Source organism: Accumulibacter sp. (genome assembly GCF_016789985.1).
In the GTDB taxonomy this organism is placed as follows: Bacteria; Pseudomonadota; Gammaproteobacteria; order Burkholderiales; family Rhodocyclaceae; genus Accumulibacter.
This window is the reverse complement of record NZ_JAEUOL010000027.1, coordinates 1-6244: the sequence shown is the minus strand read 5'-3', so window position 1 is coordinate 6244 and position 6244 is coordinate 1. Positions and strand designations below refer to the sequence as shown.

Below are 6244 nucleotides of genomic sequence, written 5' to 3'. Positions count from 1 at the left end.
AACGCACTCTTGCGAGCAGCGGATCCTGGATGCTCAGTGCCAGATCCGCCAGCTGAATTCTTGTCGCATCGATCTGGCCACCAGCGCTGCCGGCAGTAATCAGCGGTATGGCGCGTCGTTTCGACCAGGCGATCATCGCCGCCTTCGTGCGTACCTGGTCGACCGCGTCGATCACGTAGTCGAAGCCGGTGGCGAACATGGTGTCGATATTCTCGGGCGTCACGAACTCCTCGATTTCGTCAACCTCGCATTCCGGGTTTATGGCGCGCATGCGGTGCGCCATGGCGCTTACCTTGGCCTTGCCGAACTCGCCGTCGAGCGCATGGATCTGACGGTTGACGTTGGATTCGGCGATCATGTCGAGGTCGATCAGGGTGATCCGGCCGATCGCCGAACGAGCCAGACCCTCGGCCGCCCAGGAACCGACACCGCCGATGCCGACCACGGCGACATGAGCATTGCGGAAACAGCATAGGGCTTCCGCGCCGTAGAGACGCGCCACACCGGCGAAGCGACGCGCGACGTCGGGCGGCTCGAGGCTCATGTAGATGCCAGCGTACGATGTATGACCTGGTTGAACTGAGCAATCCATTCCGGGGCAAACTGTTTGTCGCAGGCGTTGATTTCGGCGATGGCGCGCAGAACCGAGCGGTTCCGCCTGCGGTCATCATGTCTCGACATCACCGCTTCGAAGGCGTCAACGATCGCCAGGAGGCGGGCGCCGGGGCAGATGGCAGCCGCCGACAGTCCGTGTGGATAGCCCTTCCCGTCGGGCATCTCATGATGCTGTGCCACCATCTGTGCGGCTGGCGACCAGCCAGCCATTCGCGACAGGAGCTCGGCCGCGTACATGGGGTGGCTGCGTAGCGCCTGCCGGTCGGCCGCGCTCATCTCCCCGCTCTTCAGCCAGATCGCTTGCTCAACAAACATCATGCCCACATCATGCATGTAGACGGCCGCTTCAAGCTGTTGGGGGTCGATCACCGTGCCCGCTTGCTGATTGGTATCGAGCGCCAGGCGAACGATGCGTGCGGTACGTCCCTTGAAGCGGGGCGAGCGGGCTTCGAACTGGTGGGCGAGCACGCGGAAAAAGCGCAGATCATCGCTCGCCTGGGCGCCTTGGCCCGCGTTGTCTGTTGCACGCTCGCCCACGGCGGCAAGTGAGGCGCCGCCGACCGGGTGAAAGCCGGTAACCGCCTCAATGATTGCGGACGTCCGTCCGCCCAGCTCGTTCCCCTTGGCGCACACCAGGGATTCGAGTCCCTGCGTGAGATGTCCAAGCTGCAGGTCAGCAAGGTCCTGCCCGCAGGCCAGACGGGTGATGGTGACTTCCAGACGATCGAGGAGCAGCAATATCAATTCCGCAATGGCGGCAGTGAAAGGGAGTTCGTTGCGCCGTACCCGATCGAGCAGAGCTTCCATGGGGTGCACCATGGCGACCGCGAGATCGACCCGGCACAGCGCGGCGTCGCCCTTTATGTTGTGCAGGCCACGAAACAGACTGCCGATCGCCTCGCGATCGCCCGGGGTAAGCCGGAGCCGGCTGACATCGCGTTCGATGGCTGGCGCGTAATCGCGCAGCGCTTCAGCGAAATCCAGTACGGCTTCCGGTTCGGCAAGGCGCGTGGCAGGAGTCGTTTGTTTGTCCATCGGGAGCCTTCCGGGCAAGCGTTTCCCTAGAGTTTAACGGAAAGCCGGCCAGCTGTCGGCAGGCAGGGCAGCGGCGTGCCATGCCATATGGCGGCGAGCGGTCAAAGTATGGTTTTAGCGATCAACTGGTCTGACAGGGCATGGGCGCCCCGCATATCGCTGACCGTTTGGCGCAATGCTGGGCTAAACTCCCGATTTTTGTTAGCGAGGAGTTGAGAATGCCCATTGTTACCACCCCCAGCGGTCTGCAGATCGAAGACATCATCGTTGGCAGCGGCCCGACGGCGACTTCCGGCCAGCATGTCATCGTGCATTACACAGGATGGCTGGCCGACGGCAAGAAGTTCGACTCCAGCGTCGATCGCAATGAGCCTTTCCGCTTTCCGCTCGACGGACGGCATGTCATCGCCGGCTGGGAAGAGGGCGTTCCCGGCATGAGCGTCGGCGGCATCCGCAAGCTCATCATTCCGCCGGAGTTGGGTTACGGCGCGCGTGGGGCAGGCAAGATGATCCCGCCGCATGCCAAGCTGGTCTTCGAGATCGAGTTGCTCGATATTGCCTGAGCAATGGCCGGGCGGCCACGCAAGACCCTGAGCCCGCAATCGGCGACCAGGCCAGTGGTCGCTCAGGGCGGTCCCGGCCGGCCGCCAGTGCCGGCCGCATCGAGCAGGCAGCGGCCGACAACAGCCCCGGCGGCAGGCGGTCCGGCACAACGCTCGACGAGTACGGTGCAGCCGGCGCGCGGCCTGGCGTCACGCCAGCCTTTTCCGCCGCTCGCCACGCCGGCCGGAGACGCGGCGGCGACGACCGGCGCCTCGTCGCCATCCGGCGAACGGATAGCCAAGCTGATGGCCGAGCGCGGCCTTTGTTCGCGGCGCGATGCCGACGACTACATCGCGCGCGGCTGGGTCTTCGTCAACGGGCAGCGGATCAGCGAGCTGGGAACCCGGGCCGATCGGTCTGCGCTGATTACCCTGGACCGGCGAGCGCAGGCCAATCAGCAAGCCCGGATGACGATCCTGTTGCACAAGCCGGTCGGTTACGTTTCGGGGCAACCGGAACCCGGTTGCACGCCAGCGGTGACCCTGATCCAGCCGGAGCGGCAGCTCCGCACGCCGGATACACCGTTGTTCAGTCCCGCATGCCTGCGTGGACTGGCTCCCGCCGGTCGGCTGGACATCGATTCGACCGGTCTCCTGGTGCTGACCCAGGATGGCCGCGTGGCGCGGCAACTGGTGGGTGACCAATCGACGATCGAAAAGGAGTACCTGGTACGCGTCACCGGCCGGCTGGACGCCAGGGGACTGGCCCTGCTCAACCACGGCCTGAGCCTTGATGGACGCCAACTCAAACCGGCCAGGGTCGAATGGTTGAATGAAGATCAACTGCGCTTCATCCTGCGCGAGGGTAGAAAGCGCCAGATCAGACGGATGTGCGAACTGGTCGGGCTGCGCGTCATCGGTCTCAAACGAGTGCGCATCGGTGCGGTGCGGCTCGGCGACCTGCCGCTTGGTCAATGGCGCTTCCTGCGCCCCGACGAGGCGTTCTGACGGCGCCATGGACGCAGCCGCAGGCGGAACCTCTCAGAGGATGATTGGTTCCGGGGTCAGCTCGACGCCAAAGCGCTGCCGCACGTCGGCCTGGACGGCGCTCGCCAGCGCCATCACTTCGGCCCTCCGCGCCCCGCCGTGGTTGACCATCACCAGCGCCTGTTTTTCGTACATGCCGACGCGGCCGAGGCCGCGGCCTCGCCACCCGCTCCGTTCGATCAGCCAGCCGGCAGCCAGCTTGATGCGACCATCGGGCTGCGGATAGCAGGGCAGATCAGGATAGATCTGCTGCAGGCGGGCGCCGAGCGTGGCGTCCACCAGGGGGTTATGGAAGAAGCTGCCGGCGTTGGGCAGCGTTGCCGGGTCGGGCAGTTTGCGGCTGCGCACGGCGATCACTGCGGCGGCGATCTGCTGCGCGCTGGGGTGGTCCACTGCCTGACGCTCGAGTTCGGCCGCCAGCTCACCGTACCCGGTGAGTGCCTGCCAGGCTTTCGGCAGGCGGAAGGTGACCCGGGTGATCACCAGCTGCGCGTCCAGGTGCCACCCCTGCTGTTTGAAGACGCTGTCACGATAGGCAAAGCGACAGGCGGCGCGATCCAGGCGCAGCAGTCTGCCGCTCTGCATGTCGAGTGCTTCGAGGGACAGGAAGCGGTCGGCCAGCTCCAGCCCATAGGCGCCGATGTTCTGGATCGGCGCCGCGCCGACCGTGCCGGGAATCAGGGCCAGATTCTCCAGCCCCGGCCAGCCCTGCGCGAGCGTCCATGCCACTAGCTGGTGCCAGTTCTCGCCGGCGCCGGCGCGTACATACCACGCATTCTCGTCTTCTCCGATCAGTTCGCGGCCGCCGATCGCCAGATGCAGCAGCAGGCCGTCGAAGTCGCCACCCAGCACCACATTGCTGCCACCACCAAGGGCGAAGCGGCGTAGCGACCAGTTGCCGGTCAACCGTGCCAGCTGGCCGGTCGATGTGATCCGGGCGTAAAAGGCCGCCTGCCCGGGCAGGGCCAGCGTCGTCCGCGTTGCGAGGTCTACGCCGCGCTCGACAAAATCGGGAAACTCTCGTGGACTCATCGTCGGTCGTCCTTGCAGAGATTTGTTCAGAGCAACGGTGCCAGCCAGCGTTGTGCCTCGGCAAGGCTGAAGGCGGCCCGCTGCGCCCAGTCTTTCATCTGATCGGGCGCGATCTTGCTGACCGCGAAGTAGCGCGCCTGCGGGTGCGCCAGGTAAAAGCCCGAGACCGCTGCCGCCGGCGTCATGGCGAAGGACTCGGTGAGCCCCATGCCGGCGTTGCCAGGCGCATCGAGCAGTTCGAACAGGGCGCGCTTGGCGGTGTGATCGGGACAAGCCGGGTAGCCGGGAGCTGGCCGGATGCCGCGATACTCTTCACGGATCAGCGCCGTGTGGTCGAGCGCTTCATCCACGGCGTAGCCCCAGTAATCACGCCGTACCTGGGCATGCAGCCATTCGGCACAGGCTTCGACCAGCCGATCGGCGATCGCCTTGAGCATGATCGCGTGGTAGTCATCGTGGGCGACGGCAAACTCGGCGAGTTTCTCCTCGATGCCAAAGCCGGCTCCGACGGCGAAAGCGCCGATCCAGTCCGGGGTACCACGCTCGGCAACGAAGTCGCTCAGGCAGTAGTGCGGCTTGCCGGGTGGGCGCTCGTGTTGCTGGCGCAGGTTGTGCCAGCGCATCAGGCAATGGCTGCGTGACTCGTCGGCATAGATCTCGATGTCGTCACCGACGGCGTTGGCCGGAAAGAGGCCGAACACGGCGTTGACGCGCAACCATTGCTGGCTGACCACCTTCTCGAGCATTGCCTGCGCGTCGGCAAACACCGTGCGTGCGGTACTGCCGACCACAGCGTCCCCGAGGATCTTCGGATAGCTGCCGGCAAGGTCCCAAGTTTGGAAAAAGGGGCCCCAATCGATGTATTCGGCGAGGCTGGCCAGATCGACATCACGCAACACGTGCAGGCCCGGCTTGCTCGGCGGGTGTGGCCGGTAGCCGGTATCTTCATTCCAGACGAAGCGGTTGGCGCGTGCCGCTTCGAGTGTCACCAGCGTGATGCCCTTCTTGTTGGCGTGTTGCGCGCGCACCCTGGCGTAGTCGGCGGCGAGTTCGCCCCGGAAATCGGCGGCGTTGTCGATCGACAGCAGCCTGGTGACGACGCCCACCGCGCGCGAAGCATCGGGCACATGGACCACCGGGCCGGAGTAGTTCGGCGCGATCTTGATCGCCGTGTGCGCCCGACTGGTCGTCGCCCCGCCGATCAGTAACGGCACAGGCCCGCCATCCGCCTGCGTGGCGAAGCCCAGACGCTCCATCTCGGCCGCGACATGGCTCATTTCTTCGAGTGACGGGGTGATCAGTCCGGATAGGCCGACCGCCTGGGCACCGTGTTCGCGGGCGGCGTGCAGGATGCGGTCGCAGGGGACCATCACCCCCAGGTCGACCACTTCATAACCGTTGCAGCCGAGTACCACGCCAACGATGTTCTTGCCGATGTCGTGCACATCGCCCTTGACCGTGGCGATGACGACCCGGCCCTTGCTGCCGACACCGGTGCGCAGTTTTTCCGCCTCGATGAACGGAATCAGGTGCGCCACCGCCTGCTTCATCACGCGTGCCGACTTGACTACCTGCGGCAGGAACATCTTGCCGGCGCCGAAGAGATCGCCAACGACATTCATGCCGTTCATCAGCGGGCCTTCGATGACCGCCAAGGGAGGCTTGCCGGCCACTGCCAGCGCGGCGCGGCATTCTTCCGTGTCGGCCACGACGAAATCGGTGATGCCCTTGACCAGCGCATGGGTCAGGCGTTCGTCCACCGGCAGTTCACGCCATGCGAGATCGGGAGCGCTCTCCCTTGCCTTGCCTTGCCTGACCGTCTGCGCGAACTCGACCAGCGCCTCACCGGCGTCGGGGCGACGGTTGAGCACGACATCTTCGACCTTTTCCCGCAGCAGGGGGTCCAGCTCATCGTAGACACCGAGCATGCCGGCGTTGACGATGCCCATCGACAGTCCCGCCCTGATCGCGTG

The 6244-nt window shown here is 65.3% G+C and carries 6 protein-coding genes; 2 read left to right on the top strand and 4 right to left on the bottom strand.

Annotation, left to right across the window (positions count from 1 at the left end; all coding sequences use genetic code 11):
• On the bottom strand, positions 1-544 hold a 544-nt coding region (locus tag JNK99_RS01435), incomplete at its 3' end, for a tRNA threonylcarbamoyladenosine dehydratase (protein ID WP_291847564.1).
• Positions 541-1650 carry an HD domain-containing phosphohydrolase gene (locus tag JNK99_RS01430; protein WP_291847561.1) on the bottom strand — a complete coding sequence of 370 codons (1110 nt, stop codon included), beginning with the start codon at positions 1648-1650 and terminating at the stop codon, positions 541-543. The genes JNK99_RS01430 and JNK99_RS01435, both read right to left, overlap by 4 nt.
• Positions 1651-1868: 218 nt before the next feature.
• On the opposite strand from JNK99_RS01430, the gene JNK99_RS01425 reads away from it, so the two are divergent.
• Both JNK99_RS01425 and JNK99_RS01420 read left to right on the top strand, forming a co-directional pair.
• On the top strand, positions 1869-2213 hold the full coding sequence (locus tag JNK99_RS01425) for an FKBP-type peptidyl-prolyl cis-trans isomerase (RefSeq protein WP_291847558.1): 345 nt from the start codon (positions 1869-1871) through the stop codon (positions 2211-2213).
• 285 nt (positions 2214-2498) lie between these two features.
• A complete protein-coding gene (locus tag JNK99_RS01420; RefSeq protein ID WP_291847567.1) occupies positions 2499-3200 on the top strand; it encodes an rRNA pseudouridine synthase in 702 nt (233 codons plus the stop codon).
• A gap of 33 nt (positions 3201-3233) precedes the next feature.
• Here the strand turns inward: JNK99_RS01420 and murB are convergent, their stop codons facing one another.
• Both murB and JNK99_RS01410 read right to left on the bottom strand, forming a co-directional pair.
• Positions 3234-4271 carry a UDP-N-acetylmuramate dehydrogenase gene (gene murB, locus JNK99_RS01415; protein ID WP_291847555.1) on the bottom strand — a complete coding sequence of 346 codons (1038 nt, stop codon included), beginning with the start codon at positions 4269-4271 and terminating at the stop codon, positions 3234-3236.
• A gap of 26 nt (positions 4272-4297) precedes the next feature.
• The coding region (locus tag JNK99_RS01410) for a vitamin B12 dependent-methionine synthase activation domain-containing protein (protein ID WP_291847552.1) at positions 4298-6244 on the bottom strand (1947 nt) is incomplete at its 5' end.